Below are 18,039 nucleotides of genomic sequence, written 5' to 3' on the forward strand. Positions count from 1 at the left end.
AGGCGACGGGCGGCTGCTCCCTCATCATGCGGATCGTGCGGTCCACGCGCCCTCCCGCGGGGTGCCGGTGATCGTTTCTCGATCTTATGCGACCGATGTGCCCGTGGCGGGCCGGGCGGCGAAGAGAGCGTCGAGTGCGGCCTGCTGATCGGAGTCGAAGGCGCGCCTGGGGAGGAAGGCCGCGCACTGCTTGCCGATGAAGAACAGCCAGAACTCCGGCGTGGTCACGATATTTCCGAACATGGACCAGTTGAGGGTGGTCGTGTACTGGTCGGTCCGGCACTCGTACCCCTGGCCGGTCACCCGCAGCGTCGTCGGCACACAGAGGTACGCGAGCTGCCGCCGCGCCGCCCGGCGGATCGCCCACGTCAGCGCCACGGGGAACGCGACCGCCCCGGCGAACATGCCGACCGCCAGGCCGATGCCGCCCATCACGGCGCAGGCCGCTCCCGCGAGCACGAGGATCGCCGGGAGCGCCACGCGAAGCGCGCTGAGCTGCCGTCTGAGTCCCTGCCCGAAGGCCCGCGCCACCTCGTCCTGCGTGGGCGTGTAGTCGATGGTGAAGTCCACCGGAGGTCCGTCTCCTTGCTACCCGATCGTCGGGTCCACCGTAGGGCCGTCGGCGGCCCGGTCGATCACGGAGTCCGCCGTAGAGCCGCCGCCCGCCCGTTCGATCGCGGAGCCCGCCATAGGGCTACTCGGTCGCGTGACGGTGTCGGGCGCGGCTGTGGAGGAGGGCGGACGTGGCGTCGTCGGCGGGCAGGAACGCCTCCAGGCGCAGCTCGGCGAGCGTGACGTCCGTCGCCGTGGCGAACGACGTCAGCGTCGTGATCAGCCGCAGCTCCCCGTCGGCCGAGGCCAGCCGCATGGGCACCGCGAAGCCGAGGTGCTCCGGCCCGACCGGGGTCTGGGGCACGTACCCGGCCAGCTCGTCGACCAGGGCGTCGAGGCGCGGGTCGGGGCTGCGGCGGGCGCGGGCGCGGAGGTTCTCGATGACGTGCCGGCCCCATTCCGGGAGGTTGCGCAGGCGGTGCCCCATGCCGTCGGGGTGCAGCATGAGCCGGAGCATGTTGAGCGGGGGTTCGAGCAGCTCGGGCGCCGCGTCCTCGGTGAACACCTCGATGGCGGCGTTCGCCGCCACCACCTGTCCGTACGGCCCGATGACCAGCGCCGGGTACGGCAGATGGCCGTCCAGGATCTGCTCCAGCGCCGCGCGCACGGGACGCAGCGCGGCCTCGTCGAAGCCGGACTCGGCGAACACCGGCGCGTAGCCCGCCGCGGTGAGCAGGTCGTTGCGCTCGCGCAGCGTGAGGCCGAGCGACTCCGCCAGCCGGATCACGATGGCGCGCCCCGGCAGGGAGCGGCCGCTCTCGATGAAGCTCAGATGGCGCTGGGTCGTGCCGGCCAGCGTGGCGAGTTCGAGCTGGCTGACGCGGCGGCTGTGGCGCCAGCGCCTCAGCTCGCCGCCGATACCGCTGCCGCTGCCGCTGGTGCCGCCGATGCCGCTGCGCTCGGTCATGGTGGTGCTCACCAGGCAGTTCTATCGGCTTCGTACGACAGCCGGCGATTCCTTCCAGGGAATTGCCCGATGTCAGCGTTCGTCCGGACGATTCCCTCGTACCGCAACATGGCGAGGAAGGACGTGCGATGAGGAGCTATCACCTGCATCCGGGGGGCGGGCTCGACGGGCTGACCACCGCGGACCACGACGAGCCCACGCCGGGACGCGGGCAGGTCGTGGTGCGGATGCGCGCCAACGGGCTGGGCTTTCGCGACCTGATGGTGCTGAAGGACGACTACCCGCTGCCGATCACGCCCGGCATCGTGCCCGGCTGCGAGGGCGTGGGCGAGGTGGTCTCCGTCGGTGAGGGCGTCACCCGGGTCGGGCCGGGCGACCGTGTGGCGGCCACCGTGTTCCCGCAGTGGCAGGACGGGCCGTTCCTGCTTGAGAACGCCGCCCAGCTCGGCACCATGATCAACGGCATGCTGACCGAGTACGCGGTGCTCAGCGAGGACGGCGTGGTGCCTCTTCCGGAGCACCTGTCGTACGAGGAGGCGGCGGCGCTGCCGCTGGCGGCCGTGACCGCGTGGAACGCGCTGACCTCCGGCGGCGCGCCCCGGCCGGGCGAGACCGTGCTGACGCTCGGATCGGGCGGAGTGTCGCTGTTCGCGCTGATGTTCGCCAAGGCCGGCGGCGCCCGGGTGATCGTGACGACGTCCGGCCCGGACAAGGCGGCGCGGCTGCGCGAGCTCGGCGCCGACGAGGTGATCGACTATCGGGCGAACCCGTCGTGGTCGGAGCAGGTCCGCGCCGTGACGAACGGCCGAGGCGCCGACCGCGTCATCGACCCGGCGGGGCCGCTGGAGCAGTCGCTGCGCTCGGTGGCGCTCGGCGGCGAGGTGGCGTTCGTCGGCTACCGCCTGTCGGGCGCCGAGGGGGCCGCGCCGGTGGACCCGGCGGTGCTGTTCGGCGCGGGCGCGGTGCTGCGCCCGGTCGCGACCGGCAGCCGGGCCCATTTCCTCCAGGTGAACCGGGTCATGACCGCGCACCGGCTGCGTCCCGTGATCGACCGGGTGTTCCCGTTCGAGGACGTCCACGAGGCGTACCGCTACTGCATGGCCGGCGGCGGCTTCGGCAAGGTCGTCATCAGCCACGCCTGAGAGCCAGGGCTTCGGATGGGAGCCCGGACTTCGGGTTCCCGAAGGGGCGTCCCGGCATGGGACGTCCCCTCGGACGTGGGCGTCAGCAGGAGGAGCGGTCCGTGGCCGTCCCCGTCTCGCAGGCCGAACGTTGGGCGCGGCCCCTGAGCCGGGCCAGCGGCGAGTCCGCGGCGGCCTTGAGCTGCGGCGACGCACCCGTGGCCGTGGATCGCGGCGAGGCGCCCGTCGAGGCGGGCCGGGCGGAGGGCGAGGCACTCGCGGCGTCGGCTGTGGCCGACGGACTGGCGCTCGCGGACGTGGCCGACGGCGTGGCGCTCGCGGACGTGGCCGCGGGCTCGCCGGTGTCCCCGAGGAGCTGGGCGGCGCGGTTCTCGTCGGTGAGCGGGGCGACCAGCGCCGCGCCCGGCTTCTCCTCGATGAACACGCCCTGCCCGATCGGGATGTGCACCGACGCCTGGTACGCCTGCGCCTGCGGTGACGCGGCCCGGCGCTTGGCCCGGGCGAGGGCGCTGTCCACGTAGAACAGGCCACGGCCGGCCGTGCCGAGCGACTGGCGCAGGCCGTCGAGCGTGGTGCCGGTGGGCTGCTCGACCCGCAGCCGGATCTGCCCGCCGGTGTGGCCGCGGCCGAGCTTGCCGGCGAGGACCTTGTCGACCCTCACCACGACGCTGGCCCAGCGGATCGCGGCCTCCGCGCTCTCGTACGGCACGACCCGCGGCGTCGGCGAGTCGTCGTCCGAGGCGTACGCGATGCCGGGCTCGACGCCGACGACCGTGCCCTCCACCAGCGCGGCGGCCGGGCGGAACGCGCCGGACGGCCGGGCGCCGGGCGTGATGTCGTCGAGCGAGTCGAACAGGTACTGCCCCGTCCCGCCCGCGTCCGGGTGGAGCTGGGACCAGAACGACCGCTGGGGCTGCCGTTCAGCCTGCGGGACGGCGCTCTGCTGGGCCGCGCACGCGGTGACGGAGGCGACGGACGCGGCGGCGGCGAGGCCGGCCGCGAGGAGCTTGAGGTTGCGCATCGCCGGTCTCCTAGTAGCGGCCGTTGATGTGGGCGACGTCGTGCGCGCTGTACTTGAGGATCTTGTGCGCGCCGGTCTTCAGGCAGGACGTCGACTCGGTGGAGTGGTCGAGGCCGACCGTGTGCCCGACCTCGTGGCAGGCCAGCGCCTGCCGCTGGGTCGCGGTCATCCAGTCGATGTCGCGCAGGTCGTAGCGGACCTCGTACTGGTCGCAGCGCCACGGCTGGCTGCTGTCGGCCGGGGCGATGGTCTTGACGCACTTCGAGTACGCGTACAGGTTGTAGCCCGTGCTGGAGCCGTCCCAGTCGAGGTCCCAGTGGTCGACGTAGTAGCGGTCGAACGACTCCACGTCGGTGCTGGGGTCGGGCGTGGTGTCGGCGGCCACGGTCATGTCGGTCTGGGCGTCGAGGTTCAGCAGCGCGGCCTTCACGGCGGTGCGGGTGCGGGTCTCCAGGGACGCGTAGTTGTACCAGTGCTTGCCGTTGTCGGCGAAGGGGCAGCAGCCGTTGCCGGAGCCGAAGCCGTTCGCCCCGGCGGGGGTCGCGGTGGCCGCCGTCACGGCCGCCGCGAGGACGAGTGCCGGGAGGAGCTTTCGAGAAAACATGTGATCCAGAAATAGGGAAAAAGGGAGTCCGCATATCGTGCCGGGCGGATTCGGGAAGATCAACCCGATGTATCCGCTTTGGCGGCTCTAGGCTGTGCGCTGTGACATCCGGGCGTACGGTCATCGACGGCCGATTCGAGCTGGTCGGGCGGTTGGGCAGCGGCGGCATGGGCACGGTGTGGCGTGCCTACGACCTGGCCCTGCAACGCGAGGTCGCGCTCAAGGAGGTCCGTCCCTCGGACTCCCCCGACCCCGACTCCAGCCGGGCCCGCATGATGCGCGAACGGGTGCTGCGCGAGGCCCGCGCGCTGGCCCGGCTCGACCATCCGAACGTGGTGACCATCCACCACATCGTGGACACGCCGGCCCTGACGCACCCGTGGATCGTCATGGAGCTGGTGCGCGGGCGGTCGCTGGCCGACCGGCTCACCGAGGGCCCGATGGCGCCCGTCGAGGCGGCCCGGCTGGGGCGCGGCACCCTGGCCGCGCTGCGGACCGCCCACCAGGCGGGCATCTGCCACCGCGACGTGAAACCGGCGAACGTCCTGCTGCGCCCGGACGGCAGCCCGGTGCTCACCGACTTCGGCATCGCGGCGATGCTCGACTCCCCCGGCCTGACGGCCAGCGGCGACGTGGTGGGCTCCCCCGAGTACATCGCCCCGGAACGGCTGCGCGGCCACGAGGGCGACCCCGCCTCCGACCTGTGGTCGCTCGGCATGCTGCTGTACGTGGCGGTGGAGGGCCGTCATCCGTTACGCCGCGACACTCCCATCGCGACGCTCGCGGCGGTGCTGAACGGGCAGGTCCCGCCGCCGTACCGGGCCGGGCCGCTGGCGAACGTGCTGCACGCCCTGCTGACGTCCGACCCCGGGGCGCGTCCTCCGGTGGCGGAGCTGGACCGGATGCTGGCCCGGGCGGAGGAGCAGGCGGCGACCGCGCCCCCGCCGCCGTCCTTCACGCCGCATCCCTTCACCCCGCCGCCCGCCGGGTCCATGCCGTCCGGACCCATGCCGTCCGCACCCATGCCGTCCGGCCCCATGGCATCCGGACCCGTGCCGCCCGGGGGCGGTCACGCGACCGGCCCGGGGCGGCAGCACGCGTACACGGGCCTGCCCACGGAGGATACGAAGCGGCGCTCCGGCGGGCGGCGGGCCGCGACGATCGCGGGGATGGCCGCCGTCGGCGGCGTGGTCGCCGCCGCCCTCATCGTGGTCCCCCGGCTGCAGGACCGCGTCACCCCCGACCTCCCAGGGACGACCTCCACGCCCGTCAGGACCAAGCCGGGCGCGACCGAGCCCGCCGCGACCGAGCCCGCCGACGCGAACCCCGACAAGCCGGCGAACCTCCTGACGCCCGCCGGCGTCCGCACGGCCATCAGCGCGCTGGAGAAGGCGTCGCGCGGCAGGCGGTTCACGGGGCTCACCGTGTACGAGGACTTCGCGATCGCTCAGGTGGCGGTGCCCGCCAAGAAGGGCTACGACACCTACACCTACCGCGACGGTCAGGTGATCCGCGCGACCGGGGGCCCGCTCAGCCCGGACGCGAAGCCGTTCACGGCGCGGTCGTTCGACTGGGACTCCCTGCCGAAGCTGCGCCAGTACGCCGACCGGCGGCTCGGCGTCAAGAAGCCGACCACGCACTACGTGATCGCGCAGGGCGCCTGGGTGTTCGCGAACAACCAGCCGGTCATCCTGTTCTACGTCGGCGACGAGTACGGCACCGGCTACCTGGCGGCCGACACGAACGGCAGGGTCCTCAAGACGTACGCCCGCTGAGGTCTCAGGAGGACGTGTACGGGCGGAGCAGGGCCGCCAGTTCAGGGTCGGGGCGGCCCCGGCGGTCGGCCTCGGCGATCTGCCGGGCCGCGCCGGCCAGCAGGTCGGCCACCTGGATCCTGGCGTCCGAGGCGGAGGGCGCCAGGCGGAACCCGTCCAGCCGGCCGCCGCCGGGCAGCGGCCCCGCGAGGCTCGTCAGCTCGGAGATCCGGTCGTCGGTCAGGATGGTCTGCCGGTCGTGGACGACGCGCACGCGGGCGCCGCCCCGGGCCCAGTGGGCGACGGTGCCGACGATGGCCGCGATGAGCGGGTCCAGGACGGGCATCGCGCCGGGGGCCCGCTCGCCGAACGCCTCCACCCGCGGCCTGGCGCGGAGGAGCAGGTCCATGAGCTCGGCCACCGGGCCGCCGGGCGGCGCGGCCGGGCGCAGGGACTCCACCAGGTCGAACGCGGCGTCCGCGGTGACCTCGACCCGGCCGTTGCGGGCTCTCAGGACGTCGTTGAGCGAGGCCAGGAGCGCCGTCCAGCCCTCCGCGCCGTACACCCGCGGCCCCTCCACGCCGAGCGCGGCGGCCAGGTGGCGCGCCCGCTCGGGGCTGCCCGTGAGCAGGTCGGCGAGCCGGAGGGTGAAGAAGCGCGGCTTGTCGATCAGGTGGACGTGGGCGCGGCCGAGCAGCGGGCCCGAGGGTCCGAGCAGCCAGACCACGACCCAGCGGTGCTTGGCCCGGCGCAGGATGCTGGACTTGTACATGGTGGTCGGGGACGGCGCCCGCTCGCGCACGGCTTCGAGGCACCGCTCCGCCGCCTGGACGTCCATGCGCACGCTCGCGTGGGCGAACATGTTCGTGTTGCCGCCGACCAGCTTCTCGCCCTCCGAGCCGGACTCGTCGCAGGCGATCTCGACGGCGCGTCCGAGATCGTCGAAGCTAGGATCTTCCACTGACCAGCTCTTTCACGGCCCGGCTCACGCCGATGGGTGACGCTGGTGGTTCCAGGTCCGGGCGGCTTCCCAGTCTGGCAAGGACGACCGTGACCGCTCAAGCGGGTTTCCGGCCGCGGCACGCGGGCAGCTCGCATGACCGCCGACGCGACGGCCGACGCCCGGCGAAATCGACGGACGCGGAAAACAGCGAGATACGTCGTACGGCACTGCGAATTAGCGCCGCATTTACTTGTTGATCATAGTCCCCGCCGATGACCGCGGCAAACCCGGGGCCTCCGGCAATTGGTGATTTTTCCTAACTGCAGGGCATGTGTATCGTCGTACCCCGGCGACGGCGCACAACCGTCCCGCCACCCATGTGCTTGAACGCAGAAAGGTTTAAGGTTGCAGCAGATGAGATATTAGCCATTCGCGACCCGTTGACCTCGGCGAGTTATTCCCGCCCTTATTCCGCGCGCCGTGCCGAACAGCCGCGCCACCTCTTCTGACGTCTCCGGCCATTGCCCCGGGAGACCGCGCGGCGGAGCCGCATCGGGCCTGTCCGCCCGCACGCACCCCCCATGAACAGCACCAAGGCACCGTCCGCGCGCCCGCGTACGGTGCCCTCCCGCGTGCCCGCACACGGCAGCGAAACCCGCACACGGTAGCGAAAGGAGATCACGTGAAGACGCTTCCCCGCACCTCCGTCATTCCCGCCACACTGGACGTGCCGTTGACCGTCCCGACGTTCATGAGGCTCGCCGGGCGCCTGGCCGGGTTCCCGTTCGTGAAGGTCGTCGTGGATCTCGAAAAGGCGGAGTTCCACGTCATCGACAGCACCGGCAACCCGCTGCACGTGCATTACATCGCCGAGCACATCCTCGGCGTGCCGGCGGAGAACCTCCTGCGCGACATCGACGCCTTCAACCACGACGTCTACGTCCGCCCCGACCGGCGCTTCCTGCTGGGCCTGCTCGCGCTGCACAGGCGCAGGCCGGACGACGGCGACGGGGAGGAGCGCGTCTTCCTGTCGCTGGAGACCGTGGAGGCCGACACCATGTCCGCGGACATGCTGCTGTCCTTCTACCGCCACGTGCGCGCGCACCTCGACCCGTCGGTGCCGCTCTTCCTCAAGCCGGCCAACCACCTGCAGGAGACCCACGTCGCGGGCATCCCGGAGGAGGAGTTACCCCGGCTCCTCGCCCACGAGCTGCTGTCCCAGGCGCCGTTCGTGCCGCTCAACAGCGGCACGGCGTACGGCAGGCTCCGGCTGTTCGCCTCGGCCGCCGACTACCGCGCCGCCGCCCGCTCCGTGGAATGGCACGACATCATCGTCATGCCGCGCGTCCCCGACGACATCCCGCGGGTGTCCGGTCTGGTCAACACGGAGCACACCACCCCGCTGTCGCACACCAACGTGCTGGCCACCGGGTGGGGCATCCCCAACGCCATCCAGACCGACCTGCTCGACCGGCCCGGCCTGGCCGAGCTCGACGGCGGCTGGGTGCGGTACGAGGTGGCGCCCGACGCTCCAGAGGTGCTCATCGAGGCGGCCGACCGGCCCGCCGGTCTCGACTCCCGGCCGCCGTGGGCCGCCGGGCGCGTCTCGCTGGAACGGCCCGAGACGGCCGCCGCCGAGATCGTCCCGCTGTCATGGCTGCGGATGGGCGACCACTATCGCTACGGCACCAAGGCCGCCAACCTCGGCGAGGTGTGCCACGTGCTGGAACACGGCTCGCGCCGCTGGCTCGGCTTCTACCAGATCCCCCGGCCGCCGCGGCCCGACCTCCTCGGCTACCTGGCCGGGCGGCTCGGCGTGAGCGTCCCCGCCGACGACGCCACCCTGTCGGCCGCCGCCGAGCGTCTGATCAGGCAGCACGTCGAGGTGCCGCGCGGTATCGCGCTGCCGTTCTCCCTGCAGCGGCAGTTCCTGGAGTCGTCGCCGCGGATCCAGCAGACCATCGGCCGGCTGAAGATGGCACTGGAGGCCGGCACCCACCACGTCGAGGACATCTGCGCGGAGCTCCAGCAGATGATCATGGAGACGCGGCTGCCCGGCGACCTCCTGCGGCGGATCGACGACGCCATCGTCAGCCACCTGTCCGGTGTCGGGCAGTTCGTGGTGCGCAGCTCGTCCAACGCGGAGGACCTGGCGGGCTTCTCCGCGGCGGGGGTGTACGAGTCGGTGGCGCACGCGCGCACGCTCGACTCGATCGCCGACGGGGTCAAGGAGGTGTGGTCCTCGCTCGTGTCCGCACGCAGCGTACGGCTGCGCGAGCAGGCCGGCATCCCCCTGGAGGACTGCTACATGGGGGTGATCGTGCAGGAGTGGGTCGACGTCCCCCTCGGCGGCGTCCTGGTCACCTGCAACCCGGCCGACCCCCGCGACTTCAGGAACGTCTACGTCAACATCTCCGCGGGCTCGGTCGCCGACGTCGTCACCGGGACCGCCGACCCGGTGCAGCATCTCTACAACACCGTCGAGGGCGGCGGCCGGACGATCTCCCTCGGGTCCGCGCGCTCCGACCTGGACCCCGCCACGAAGGACTCCCTCGCCCGGCTGGCGCTGATCGGCCGCCTGCTGCAGTCGCACTTCTCCCCGGACTACCTCTACGGGGTGCCCGTCGACATCGAGTGGGCCCTGGACGGCGACCGCATCGAACTCCTGCAGATCCGGCCCTACCGGCCCGCATCATGACGGCGGGCACCACACCGGCCGTCCGGCGCGTCGTCAGGCTCTTCAACGGTTACAAGCTGTTCACCGGTCTGCTGTGGTGGCTGCCGATCTACTACGTCTACCAGCACGACAGCGGACTGTCCGACGGGCAGATCTTCGGCATCCAGAGCATCTACTACCTGGCGTTCTGCCTCCTGGAGATCCCGACCGGCGCGCTGGCCGACCGCTTCGACTACCGCAGGTTCCTGCAGGCCGGCGCGCTCGTGCTGACGGCGGCCAACCTCGTCCCCGTCGCCTGGACGTCCTACGCCGGATTCCTCGTCCACTTCCTGCTCGTCGCGCTCGGCAACTCGCTGGTGTCCGGCGCGGGCAGCGCCTACCTGTACGAGTACCTGCGGCGCTCGGAGTCCGTCGCGGCCTACCAGCAGGCCGAAGGCAGCGGGCGCGCGTACACGCTGACCGGCCGGATCGCCGGCCTTCCCGCCGCCGGCGCGCTCATGCAGTGGTACGCGCCCTCGCCGTACTGGCTGTCGGCCGCCTGCAGCGCGGTCGCCGTCCTGCTCGCGCTCCGGCTGCCCGCCCTGCCGCCGGGGGACGCGGGGCACGACGCACGGCGCCCGTCGGTGCGCGAACAGCTCCTCGCGGGCAGGACGCTGTGGCGCTCACCTCTCCTGATGCTGCTCATCGCCCAAGGGGTGGCCGTCTTCACGCTGGTGCGGATCGGCCAGGCCAACCTCTTCCAGCCGATCCTCACCGTCAAGGGGCTGCCGCTGGCGGTGTTCGGCGTGGTGATGGCGGTGACCACGGTCTTCGAGCTGCTGGGCGCGGCCCGCTCGACCTGGCTGCGGCGCTTCGGGGACGTGCCGGTGGTGTTCGCGCTCACCGTGGTCATGGCGGTCGCGCTGGCCCTGCTCGTCCCGGCCGGGCTGACCGGGACGGTGATCTGCCTGTGCGTCTTCTCGCTGGCCTCCGGCCTGGTCTTCCCCGTCCAGCGGCGGCTGATCAACAGCGCCATCACCGACTCGCGTCACCGCGCCACGCTGCTGTCGCTGGAGTCGCTGATCGACCGTTCCGTCTGCGCCCTCGTCGTGCTGGCGCTCGGCGGCTACCTGTCCAGAGGCGCGATGAACCTGTTCCTCGTCCATGTCGCCGTCGGCACGACCGTGCTCATGGCGGTGCTGGCCGTACTGCTGCGCCGCAGCCGGCGGCCGCACGCCACCGCGCGGACATCCACGGCCACGAAGGAGAACGTCACGTGAACAAGATCCTGTACGTCTACGCCAAGGGCGGCGCGCCGATCGACCACGCCTTCCCGCGCATCGCGGGCTGCGGCGAGTTGCACGTGCTCGCGCTCATGCCGCTGCCGGACACCGGGACGGAGCGCTGGCGACCGTACTGCGCGAGCATCGCCGAGGCCCCCGCGGGCGGCGTCCGCGGTGAGGCCGCCGTGGACGAGATCGTCCGGCACGCCAAGGCGGTCGGCGCCGACGCGGTCATGACGCTGTCGGAGTTCGCGGTGCTGGCGGTGGCGCACGCCGCCGACCGGCTGGGCCTGGCGGGAGCCGGCGCCGCCGCGGCTGAGAAGGCCCGCGACAAGCGGCTCATGAGGGAGAGCTGGGCCGCCGCCGGTGTGCCCGTCCCCGGTTTCCGCCGGGTCTCCACCGAGGCGGACCTGCGCGCCGCGCTGACCGGGCTGACCCCGCCCGTGCTGCTGAAACCGGCGTGGGGCGCCGGCTCGATCGCCCAGCTCGTCCTGCGCTCGCCGGACGACGTGCCCTCCGCGTGGGCCCAGGTCGCCGCCGCCCTGGACAAGGGCAACCAGGTGGGGATGAGCGAGCTGTACGAGACCGAGGCCGACCGTCACCTGCTCGCCGAGGAGATCGTCACCGGCTCCGTCGACGGCTGGTACGACGTGCCCGGCTACGCCGACTACGTGAGCGTGGAGGGAATCGTCGCCGACGGCGTCTACCATCCGCTGTGCGTCGCGGCGCGGCTGCCGCCGATCCCGCCGTTCAACGAGGTCGCCAGCCTCATGCCGTGCGTGCTGCCCGAGCCGTCGCAGCGCGTCGTCGAGGAGATCTCCAGGCGGGCCGTGGACGCGCTCGGGCTCGGCACGTGCGGCACGCACACGGAGCTGAAGCTCCGCGCCGGCGCGGAGCCGGCCGTCATCGAGACCGGCGCCAGGTTCGGCGGCGTCATGATCACCAAGCAGGTCGAGGAGGTGTTCGGGCTCGACCCGATCGCGATGCTCACCCGACAGCTGCTCGGCGAACGCGTCGCCTACCCCGAGCGGATGCTCCTCGAAGGGAACGGCGCCGCCGCCTCCGTCGTCGCCGTTCCCGCCGACTCCGCGGGAAACCCGTGGCGCAGCACGCCGCCCTGGCGGCCCGGCGCCGTGGACTGGCCGGCGATCCTGTCGCCGGGCAGCGCCATCGAGGCCGTGGCGGCCTTCGACCGGCCGATCGGCCGGGCCGTCCCCGCCTACGACCCCGCCGCCGGCGTCGCGAACTGGCTCGGCGTCTTCCTGCTCACCGCCGCTGACGCCGGAACGCTGTTGCGGGACTGCAACGCCGTGCTCGACGGCCTTGAGGCCGGGCTCAACGAGGCGTCGGCACGGCGCGGCTGACTCACGGCGGACGGCCGCCCCCGCCGGGACCGGCGGGGTCAGCGGCCGAACCTCCAGCCCGGGGGGAAGATGAGCGCCCGCAGGCCGTGCCCCTCGATCTTGGACGCCCACTCCTCCGGCGTCGTCATCACGTGGTCGTCGTCCTCGTCCAGAGCGCTCTTGACCGGGGTGTAGCCGAAGCCGGAGCCGACCAGCCGCGCCACCATCTCGCCGCCCCGCGTGGCCGGGCCGGGCAGGCCCAGCTTGGCCACGTCGTAGCCGAGGATGTAGCCGGTGTTCCCGGCCACGATCCCGCCGAACTCCTCGGCGTTCTCGCCGCGCGACCGCGTCGGCCGCCCGTGGGAGGCGTCGCTCAGCGCGTCGAGGCCGAGGGCTCCGGTGGCGTACGCGGCGCCGTCGACGGCGGCGTAGTTGAGCGTGGTCAGCACGTACCCGGGCAGGCAGATCCGCAGGACGCGGCCGACGCCGATGCCGAAGACGGCCTTGACCGTCTGGGCCAGCTTCACCAGGCGCGCCATCTGGGCGGCGGCCATCGCCTGCGCCACGCCGTACAGCGCGGTCGTGAGCGGCTGGAAGCAGACCAGCCACAGGAGCTGCACGATCGCCTTGTCGAGCTCGGCGAGCTGCTCGCGCACCGCCTCGACGAGCCCGGCGTACGCGTCGCAGCCGGCGGCGATCACGCGGCAGTCCTTGGCGAACGCGGAGGGGAAGCCCATGACGCGCCGGATGTAGAGGCGGGCGAAGGCGTCCACGCCCTCGCCGCCGTTGTCGTTCCACACCGAGGCGGCGGCGTTGTCCGCCATCTCGGCGACGCCGCCGACCTTGTCGGTCCGGGACGGCTGCTCGGGGCCGTCGAGGTCGTCGGCGAGCCGGCGGAAGGCGGCGGCCGCCCGGCGCAGCTCGGCGGGGTCGATCTCGGGGGCGGTGACGCCGGCGTAGACGCGCAGCGCCACCATGGTCCCGCCGGAGACGACGAGCAGGGTCGTCATGAGCGTGACCGGCGACAGCGTCCCGGCACCGGACAGGGCCGTCGGCGACAGCATCGGCCTGATGGGCGTCACCATGGGGTGTCGTCCTGGGGCCACTGGTAGACCGGCACGTCCGCGAGCTCGATGTCGTCGGCGACGCCCCAGTCGACCTGCTTCACGTTGTGGCGCATCGTGCGAATGCCGTCGGCGATGTCCGCGTACACCTTGGCGAACTCGGTGATCCAGTGGCGCATCTCGTCGCGCTTCGGCCGGTACCACTCGACGAACGCCTTGTCGGCCTCCTCCTCCGCGGGCCAGCCGCCCAGCGCGTCCAGCGTCCCGTACGCGTTCCTCACGGCGCGGAGCACCGCCTCCGAGGCGTCGTCGAAGGCCGGGGCCACCTGCTTCCGGAGCTGGTCGTGATCGAGATCGAGGGCCGGTGGTGCCGGCTGGTCAGGAGGTGGTTCTGCCATGGATCACCGCTGGTCGCGCGCGCATGGTCGTCATGCGGTCATGCTCACGACGGGAGATGTCCGGGGCGATTCGCGGTCGTAACGATCACATCTACGCTTTCCGGCATCCGGGCTTCACCGGATGTTCGTTCGCGGACCCGGGAGGGCGGGCCGGCTCCTCCCCGTCGCCGGCCCGCCCGGCCGCAGGCCGTCACCTGCCGGGCGTGCGGCTTTCACCCTCGCGGTCGCCATGGCCGTCGCGGTCGTCGCGGGTGTCGCGGGCGCGGGCGTCGTGGTCGTCGCGCGTCACCGTGAACTCGGCGGTCGTCACCCGGCCGGCGACCGTCACGCCCACCTTGTAGCGGCCCGGCTTGGTGGTGCGCGGGACGGTCAGGGTCTTGGACCCCCTGCCGTCCTTGAGGGTCACCTTGTACGTGGCCCCCTGGGGGCTCCTGATCGTGGCCGTGGCACCCGGCCGCACCCCCTTCGCGAAGATCGTGACCTTGTACGCGCCACCCGCGGCCACCTCGCCCGGCGTGACCTCGGCCTTGACCGGCACCCGGTGGTCGTCCCCCACGACGGTCACCGCCCGCTCCGGCTCGGGCCCGGCGGCGGCCGCGAGCGAGACGCCCGCGAACGGCACCGCGAGCAGCGCGGCACTGGCGACACCGACGGTGAACGGCTTGACGAAACGCATGAGTGCTTCCCCGATCCGCGGCGGTCACGTGGAGTCCCGTCGACTCCGCTCCTTGAGCCGCCGCCCGCGATGAAACCTAGAGGCGCGGTCTTTGTCCGCTCTGAGCACGGCATTCCTTTACTTTGAGATGCACGTGAAGATTGTCTGAGCCGAGAACCCGCCTGAAACACTGAAAAGTGACGAAGGGGGACGTCATGATCGAAGTCAAGAGCATCGACAAGCCGGACGAGCGCCGCGACTTCCCGATGGGGCACCTGGAGGTGTGCAACCTGACCGGCCTGACCTTCGGCGTGGCCACGTTCGAGCCGGGCTGGCGCTGGTCGGCGTCCGTCAAGCCGATCGCCGGGACCGAGTCGTGCGAGGTCCACCACAACGGGTTCGTCGCCAAGGGCAGGCTCCGCATCCGCATGGACGACGGCACCGAGGCGGAGATCGGCCCGGGCGAGGTCTTCGTCGCGCCGCCGGGGCACGACGCGTGGGTCGTCGGCGACGAGCCGGCCATCGTCTTCGACTTCGCGGGCGGGGCCGCGGAGTACGCCAAGGCGAAGGGCGCCTAGCCGCCCTCAGCCCTCGGGCGGAACGTCAGCCCTCGGGCGGAACGTCAGCCTTCGGGCGGGACGTCGCCCAGGCATGCCTCGAAGGCCGCGGTCAGGCGGGCGATGTCGGCCGGTGTCGGCTCCTCCGGCCCGAGGTTGCGACGCAGCGCACCCACCCCGAGGAAGACCGCCGTCGCCAGCCGGGCGCGGGCCATCGCGTCGGGCCCGCCGAGGCGCTCGGCCAGCGGCTCGATCACGGCCGTGCGCACCCGCTCGCCGACGAGCTTCCGGATCTCGGGATCGCCGGCCGAGCGTTCGAGCGAGCGCAGGATGCGGCTCTCGGGGTCGGCGTGCATGCGCAGCGCGGCGTACTCGGCCAGCCGCGCGGGCAGCCCGGCCCGGTCGCCGTCGAGGAGGGGGGCGATGGTCGGCTCCTCGGCCAGCACCTCGCGGAACAGCCCGGCCTTCGACCCGAAGTAACGGCCGACGAGGGCGAGGTTGGCCTCGGCCGCGGCGGCGATCATGCGTACGGTGACGTGCTCGTAACCGTGCTCGGCGAACAGCGCGCGGGCGGCGGCGAGCAGACGGGCTCGCGTCGCCTCCCGGCCCCTCGGCCGCGCCTCCACCTGGACGTGCTCCACCTGGAAACTCTAACGCCCCGGCACCCACTTGCCGCGCGGCTAGTAAACGAGCGTATACTGAAGGGGCGCGCGCCCAGCGCCCATTCCCCCGGCCCGGACAGGAGGCATGACGCCCTGATGACTCAGACGCGGCAGTACACCCACCGCGAGATTCTGAAGGTGATGTCGGGGCTCATGCTCGCCATGCTGACCTCGATGATCTCGACGTCGGTGGTCGGCACGGCCCTGCCGACGATCGTCGGCGAGCTCGGCGGCCAGGACCAGTACTCCTGGGTGGCCTCCGCCACCATGCTCACGATGACCGTGTCCACGCCGCTGTGGGGCAAGCTGTCCGACATCTTCGGCCGCAAGCTGCTCTTCCAGATCGCCCTCGGCCTGTTCGTCGCCGCCTCGCTCGTGGCCGGCCTCTCCCAGGACATGGGCCAGCTCATCGCGGCCCGCGCCGTGCAGGGCATCGGTGTCGGCGGCCTGTCCGCCCTCGCGCAGGTGATCCTCGGCGACATCGTCTCCCCCCGCGAGCGCGGCCGCTACTCCGGCTACATGGGCGCCGTCTTCGGCATCTCCACCGTCGCCGGCCCGCTGCTCGGCGGGTTCATCGTGGACACCGACTGGCTCGGCTGGCGCTGGTGCTTCTACGTCGTGGTGCCGTTCGCGGTGGTCGCGTTCGTGGTGATCCAGCAGGTGCTGAAGCTGCCGAGGATCAAGCGGGACACCACGATCGACATCTGGGGCGCCACCACGATCACGGCCAGCGCCACGGCCCTCATGCTGCTGCTCACGCTCGGCGGCCAGGAGTTCGAGTGGAACTCCCCGTGGACGTACCTGCTGGGCGCCACCAGCGTGGTCATGCTGGTGCTGGCCGTCCTGGCCGAGCGCGCGGCCCGCACGCCGATCCTGCCGCCCCGGCTGTTCGGCAACCGCACGTTCGTGCTGACGAGCCTGTCGTCGCTGTTCGTCGGCATGGCGATGTTCGGCGCGATGATCTACCTGCCGCAGTACCTCCAGATCGTCAAGGGGCTCAGCCCGGCCAACTCCGGCCTGATGACACTGCCCATGGTCCTGTCGCTGTTCGTCTCGGGCGTCATCTCCGGGCGCATCGTCACCCGCACCGGGAAGTGGAAGGTCTTCCCGGTCGCCGGGCTGCTGATCGTGGCCGTGGGCCAGTTCCTGCTGTCGCGGCTGCACGTCGACTCCAGCGAGTGGCTGATCGGGTTCGACGTGGCCGTCCTGGGCCTCGGGCTCGGCCTGTCCATGCAGATGCTCATCCTGGCCGCGCAGAACGGCTCCGAACCACGCGACATGGCCTCCACCACGGCCGGCGTGTCGTTCTTCCGCTCGCTCGGCGGCGCCGTCGGCGTGGCCGCGTTCGGCGCGATCCTCGTCAACCGGCTCAAGGACGAGATGACCGGCCTGCTGGCCGCCCGGCACATCAAGGTGCCCGGAGGCGGGTCGCTCTCGCTCGGCAGCCCCAGCGAGATCCAGCACCTCCCGGAGCCGATCAGGGGCATCGTGCTGGAGGCGTTCACCCGGGGCCTGGAGACGGTGTTCCTCGTGGGGGTGCCGGTCACCCTGCTCGGGTTCGTGGCCGTGGTCTTCCTCAAGGAGCTGCCGCTGCGCGGCGCCTCCCGCCAGCCCGCCGCCGCGCCGACCACCTCGGAGCCGGCCGGCACGGCCACTCACTCGTAGTGGTAGCGGGCCTGCAGGACGATGATCTCGTCGCCGGCGGGGAGGTAGACCAGGCGGTGCTCCTCGGTGATGCGCCGTGACCACGCGCCCGCGAGCGCGTACTTCAGCGGCTCGGGCTTGCCGATCCCCTCGAAGGGATCACGCAGTGCGTCCTCGATGAGCCGGTTGATCCGCTTGAGGATCTGGCGGTCGGCCGTCTGCCACTGGACGTAGTCCTCCCAGCCCTGACCGGTGAAGGCCACCTTCACCGGGGAGCCTCGTCGTCCAGCAGTTCGCGCCGCTCGTGGCGACCCTCGACCGCCTCCTGGTACGACTCGATCAGCCGGCGGGCGTTGGCGGGGGAACGCAGCAGATAGGCCGTCTCACGGAGGGCTTCGTACTCCTCCGCGGCCACCAGGTAAGCGTTGCCGCTCTTGGAGACGATCTCCACGGCGGTACGGTCGTTGTTGACCTCTTCGATGAGCGGGAACAGGCGGCGACGCGCCTCGCTGGCGGTGATGGACATGACCCTCTCCCCTTGAGTGGTACAACTTTACGGTACCACTCAAGGGGTCGGTCAGCACTCGATGACGTTGACGGCCAGGCCGCCGCGCGAGGTCTCCTTGTACTTGTCCAGCATGTCCCGGCCGGTGGCCTTCATCGTGCGGATGGCCTTGTCCAGGGCGACGAAGTGGCGGCCGTCGCCGCGCAGCGCGATCCGGGCCGCGGTGATCGCCTTGATCGAGGCCACCGCGTTGCGCTCGATGCACGGGATCTGCACCAGCCCGCCGATC

At 72.1% G+C, this 18,039-nt stretch carries 19 protein-coding genes; 7 read left to right on the forward strand and 12 right to left on the reverse strand.

Annotated features, from left to right (window positions below):
• Nucleotides 1–84: 84 nt before the first annotated feature.
• Complete coding sequence (locus HT134_RS47385; protein WP_175605798.1) at nucleotides 85–570, reverse strand: YcxB family protein; 486 nt, start codon at nucleotides 568–570, stop codon at nucleotides 85–87.
• A 124-nt stretch (nucleotides 571–694) separates the two neighbouring features.
• Nucleotides 695–1,531: a helix-turn-helix domain-containing protein gene (locus HT134_RS40500; protein ID WP_312888789.1), complete on the reverse strand. Its 837-nt coding sequence runs from the start codon at nucleotides 1,529–1,531 to the stop codon at nucleotides 695–697.
• 116 nt (nucleotides 1,532–1,647) lie between these two features.
• On the opposite strand from HT134_RS40500, the gene HT134_RS40505 reads away from it, so the two are divergent.
• Nucleotides 1,648–2,661 (forward strand): zinc-dependent alcohol dehydrogenase family protein, encoded by a 1,014-nt coding sequence (locus tag HT134_RS40505; protein ID WP_175605799.1) that lies wholly within the window; start codon nucleotides 1,648–1,650, stop codon nucleotides 2,659–2,661.
• A gap of 82 nt (nucleotides 2,662–2,743) precedes the next feature.
• Here HT134_RS40505 and HT134_RS40510 read toward each other — a convergent pair whose 3' ends face one another.
• On the reverse strand, nucleotides 2,744–3,682 hold the full coding sequence (locus HT134_RS40510) for a hypothetical protein (protein ID WP_175605800.1): 939 nt from the start codon (nucleotides 3,680–3,682) through the stop codon (nucleotides 2,744–2,746).
• Nucleotides 3,683–3,692: 10 nt separating this feature from the next.
• Nucleotides 3,693–4,286, reverse strand: coding sequence for a matrixin family metalloprotease (locus tag HT134_RS40515; RefSeq protein WP_175605801.1), 594 nt, complete (start codon nucleotides 4,284–4,286; stop codon nucleotides 3,693–3,695).
• Between the two features lie 101 nt (nucleotides 4,287–4,387).
• On the opposite strand from HT134_RS40515, the gene HT134_RS40520 reads away from it, so the two are divergent.
• Entirely contained in the window at nucleotides 4,388–6,061 is a 1,674-nt protein-coding gene (locus tag HT134_RS40520) for a serine/threonine-protein kinase (protein ID WP_312888791.1), read from the forward strand.
• A gap of 4 nt (nucleotides 6,062–6,065) precedes the next feature.
• Here the strand turns inward: HT134_RS40520 and HT134_RS40525 are convergent, their stop codons facing one another.
• A complete protein-coding gene (locus HT134_RS40525; protein ID WP_175605802.1) occupies nucleotides 6,066–7,001 on the reverse strand; it encodes a hypothetical protein in 936 nt (311 codons plus the stop codon).
• Between the two features lie 664 nt (nucleotides 7,002–7,665).
• Between HT134_RS40525 and HT134_RS47935 the strand changes: the two genes are divergently transcribed.
• Genes HT134_RS47935 through HT134_RS40540 form a run of 3 tightly spaced genes read left to right on the forward strand, consistent with a single transcriptional unit; the run spans nucleotide 7,666 to nucleotide 12,286 of the window.
• The gene (locus tag HT134_RS47935; protein ID WP_217708935.1) at nucleotides 7,666–9,681 is read left to right on the forward strand and encodes a PEP/pyruvate-binding domain-containing protein; all 2,016 of its coding nucleotides are present in this window, start codon (nucleotides 7,666–7,668) and stop codon (nucleotides 9,679–9,681) included.
• A complete protein-coding gene (locus tag HT134_RS40535) occupies nucleotides 9,678–10,919 on the forward strand; it encodes an MFS transporter (protein ID WP_175605803.1) in 1,242 nt (413 codons plus the stop codon). Before HT134_RS47935 ends, HT134_RS40535 begins: the two co-directional genes overlap by 4 nt.
• Nucleotides 10,916–12,286 (forward strand): ATP-grasp domain-containing protein, encoded by a 1,371-nt coding sequence (locus tag HT134_RS40540; RefSeq protein WP_175605804.1) that lies wholly within the window; start codon nucleotides 10,916–10,918, stop codon nucleotides 12,284–12,286. Before HT134_RS40535 ends, HT134_RS40540 begins: the two co-directional genes overlap by 4 nt.
• Nucleotides 12,287–12,324: 38 nt before the next feature.
• Here the strand turns inward: HT134_RS40540 and HT134_RS40545 are convergent, their stop codons facing one another.
• The 3 genes from HT134_RS40545 to HT134_RS40555 all read right to left on the reverse strand — a co-directional run bounded on the left by HT134_RS40545 (nucleotide 12,325) and on the right by HT134_RS40555 (nucleotide 14,403).
• The gene (locus tag HT134_RS40545) at nucleotides 12,325–13,350 is read right to left on the reverse strand and encodes a hypothetical protein (protein WP_175605805.1); all 1,026 of its coding nucleotides are present in this window, start codon (nucleotides 13,348–13,350) and stop codon (nucleotides 12,325–12,327) included.
• Nucleotides 13,344–13,727 carry a hypothetical protein gene (locus HT134_RS40550; protein ID WP_175605806.1) on the reverse strand — a complete coding sequence of 128 codons (384 nt, stop codon included), beginning with the start codon at nucleotides 13,725–13,727 and terminating at the stop codon, nucleotides 13,344–13,346. Before HT134_RS40550 ends, HT134_RS40545 begins: the two co-directional genes overlap by 7 nt.
• A 190-nt stretch (nucleotides 13,728–13,917) precedes the next feature.
• Nucleotides 13,918–14,403, reverse strand: coding sequence for a hypothetical protein (locus HT134_RS40555; RefSeq protein WP_175605807.1), 486 nt, complete (start codon nucleotides 14,401–14,403; stop codon nucleotides 13,918–13,920).
• A gap of 194 nt (nucleotides 14,404–14,597) precedes the next feature.
• Between HT134_RS40555 and HT134_RS40560 the strand changes: the two genes are divergently transcribed.
• Nucleotides 14,598–14,960: a cupin domain-containing protein gene (locus HT134_RS40560; protein WP_175605808.1), complete on the forward strand. Its 363-nt coding sequence runs from the start codon at nucleotides 14,598–14,600 to the stop codon at nucleotides 14,958–14,960.
• Nucleotides 14,961–15,004: 44 nt separating this feature from the next.
• On the opposite strand, the gene HT134_RS40565 is transcribed toward HT134_RS40560, so the two are convergent.
• Nucleotides 15,005–15,580, reverse strand: a complete 576-nt coding sequence (locus tag HT134_RS40565) for a TetR family transcriptional regulator (protein WP_312888795.1) — start codon at nucleotides 15,578–15,580, stop codon at nucleotides 15,005–15,007.
• Nucleotides 15,581–15,697: 117 nt separating this feature from the next.
• Here HT134_RS40565 and HT134_RS40570 point away from each other — a divergent pair, with 117 nt between their 5' ends.
• Entirely contained in the window at nucleotides 15,698–17,266 is a 1,569-nt protein-coding gene (locus HT134_RS40570; protein ID WP_175605809.1) for an MDR family MFS transporter, read from the forward strand.
• Here HT134_RS40570 and HT134_RS40575 read toward each other — a convergent pair.
• The 3 genes from HT134_RS40575 to HT134_RS40585 form a co-directional block, all read right to left on the reverse strand.
• Nucleotides 17,257–17,514, reverse strand: coding sequence for a Txe/YoeB family addiction module toxin (locus HT134_RS40575; RefSeq protein ID WP_175605810.1), 258 nt, complete (start codon nucleotides 17,512–17,514; stop codon nucleotides 17,257–17,259). The genes HT134_RS40570 and HT134_RS40575 overlap by 10 nt on opposite strands.
• A complete protein-coding gene (locus HT134_RS40580; protein WP_175605811.1) occupies nucleotides 17,511–17,771 on the reverse strand; it encodes a type II toxin-antitoxin system Phd/YefM family antitoxin in 261 nt (86 codons plus the stop codon). Before HT134_RS40580 ends, HT134_RS40575 begins: the two co-directional genes overlap by 4 nt.
• 51 nt (nucleotides 17,772–17,822) lie before the next feature.
• Nucleotides 17,823–18,039 (reverse strand): L-serine ammonia-lyase, iron-sulfur-dependent, subunit alpha (locus HT134_RS40585; RefSeq protein ID WP_175605812.1); only part of this gene is annotated, 217 nt, incomplete at its 5' end.

The organism is Nonomuraea rhodomycinica (assembly GCF_013363995.1).
Classification (GTDB): Bacteria; Actinomycetota; Actinomycetes; order Streptosporangiales; family Streptosporangiaceae; genus Nonomuraea; species Nonomuraea rhodomycinica.

Excerpts from the sequence above, each read along its gene's own strand:
- HT134_RS40545 (WP_175605805.1), bottom strand. The coding sequence starts at position 13,350 with ATGGTGACGCCCATCAGGCCGATGCTGTCGCCGACGGCCCTGTCCGGT.
- HT134_RS40535 (WP_175605803.1), top strand. The coding sequence starts at position 9,678 with ATGACGGCGGGCACCACACCGGCCGTCCGGCGCGTCGTCAGGCTCTTC.
- HT134_RS40515 (WP_175605801.1), bottom strand. The coding sequence starts at position 4,286 with ATGTTTTCTCGAAAGCTCCTCCCGGCACTCGTCCTCGCGGCGGCCGTG.
- HT134_RS40550 (WP_175605806.1), bottom strand. The coding sequence starts at position 13,727 with ATGGCAGAACCACCTCCTGACCAGCCGGCACCACCGGCCCTCGATCTC.
- HT134_RS40555 (WP_175605807.1), bottom strand. The coding sequence starts at position 14,403 with ATGCGTTTCGTCAAGCCGTTCACCGTCGGTGTCGCCAGTGCCGCGCTG.
- HT134_RS40570 (WP_175605809.1), top strand. The coding sequence starts at position 15,698 with ATGACTCAGACGCGGCAGTACACCCACCGCGAGATTCTGAAGGTGATG.
- HT134_RS40510 (WP_175605800.1), bottom strand. The coding sequence starts at position 3,682 with ATGCGCAACCTCAAGCTCCTCGCGGCCGGCCTCGCCGCCGCCGCGTCC.
- HT134_RS40505 (WP_175605799.1), top strand. The coding sequence starts at position 1,648 with ATGAGGAGCTATCACCTGCATCCGGGGGGCGGGCTCGACGGGCTGACC.
- HT134_RS40560 (WP_175605808.1), top strand. The coding sequence starts at position 14,598 with ATGATCGAAGTCAAGAGCATCGACAAGCCGGACGAGCGCCGCGACTTC.
- HT134_RS40580 (WP_175605811.1), bottom strand. The coding sequence starts at position 17,771 with ATGTCCATCACCGCCAGCGAGGCGCGTCGCCGCCTGTTCCCGCTCATC.